Source organism: Chryseobacterium sp. C2(2020) (assembly GCF_014218915.1).
Taxonomy (GTDB): Bacteria; Bacteroidota; Bacteroidia; order Flavobacteriales; family Weeksellaceae; genus Chryseobacterium; species Chryseobacterium mucoviscidosis.
Genome location: NZ_JACLCT010000094.1, coordinates 1 through 1,199, shown reverse-complemented (window position 1 = coordinate 1,199; position 1,199 = coordinate 1). Strand labels below are relative to the sequence as shown.

Genomic DNA, 1,199 nt, shown 5'->3' with positions numbered 1-1,199 from the left:
CAGGAAGTACTTTGGGAGCAGCTAATTTCAGCAATCAGATGTCGTTATGGCAGGATGCAGCAGGCGGTGGAGGAAGTAGCACTACGGACCCTACCCCTAAAAACACCGGTCCTAATCTTATACAAAGAATTGGGAATTTCTTCAGTAACCTTTTTGGAGGAAAGAAAAGTACTGCTTCTGGACATGCAATTAAAGCAACGGTAATAGGTTTTGAATTAATTCCTGAAGGAGTTGAAACAGCTGAAGCAGCTTTAACTTTGGAGGAAGCTATGGCTACAGCAGGTGTGCTTAGTAGAGGGCTTTGGGGATTACCTTTAATGTTAAATGGGGATAGTTCTCATGCGCATGGATATGATATTCCGCTTACAGGAGCAACAGATGTACCGGCGGATGAACCAGAGCAAATGATTACTTTGTATAGAGGTGTTTCTTCAGATTATAGAAGTGTAACTAACAGAACAATTTATGGTTACGCAAAACAAGGAACCGCTATACCAAAAGGATTATTAGAAACTTTTTATGGCGTTCCTCATGAAGACCCTGAATTACATGCAAGAGGAAATAATAATAGTATTTATACTTCTTGGACAGTTAGTGAAGCAATGGCAGAAAAGTTTGCTCGCGGTGAAGGTGGAAAATTTCCAGGAGTTATTATGTCTAAAAGCTTCAGGCTTGGAACAGAAGCTTTTCCCAATGCATCTCCTACTGCGGTAAGGTTGAATGAAGGAGAATGGCTAGTTATTGGTGTGGTTCAAGGCGCAAGTACAAGAAAAATTAAATAATTATGGAGCTTTCAAATATAGCAATTAAAAAACAATTACTAGAAAAAGGATTAATTCAAAATAGCTCAACTGATTTAAGAATAGATATTTTAGATAAGCAATATCTTATAGGTATATATCAACTGCGCTTAGAAAATAGTATAGAAATGATGAATCAGTCTGGAATTGATTTTTGTCGATATTATTTGAAAAATCTTCAAAAAAGTCGAGGAAATAATATATTATCAATTTCATTCAGAAAAAATAATGGCGAGATGAAAAGCTTTTTTTCAGATGAATATTTACATATTATATGGGAATAATGATAATTCGATATCAATAACAAAACCCACCGTTTTTGCGAGGTCACTGAAAAACCTTTCATTTTACGACAGCCTATTTATTTAGGATGAAAAATAAGAGCTTATTACAAGATTT

General features: G+C 35.5%; 2 protein-coding genes. Both read left to right on the top strand.

Features of this window, described 5'->3' with window-relative positions; genetic code table 11:
- The coding region (locus H6W52_RS21050; RefSeq protein ID WP_185681293.1) for a hypothetical protein at positions 1–782 on the top strand (782 nt) is incomplete at its 5' end.
- A 2-nt stretch (positions 783–784) separates the two neighbouring features.
- Complete coding sequence (locus tag H6W52_RS21045; protein WP_116100182.1) at positions 785–1,084, top strand: hypothetical protein; 300 nt, start codon at positions 785–787, stop codon at positions 1,082–1,084.
- The last annotated feature ends 115 nt before the right edge of the window (positions 1,085–1,199 follow it).

Coding starts and splice junctions, on each gene's coding strand:
- H6W52_RS21045 (WP_116100182.1), top strand. CDS start 785: ATGGAGCTTTCAAATATAGCAATTAAAAAACAATTACTAGAAAAAGGA.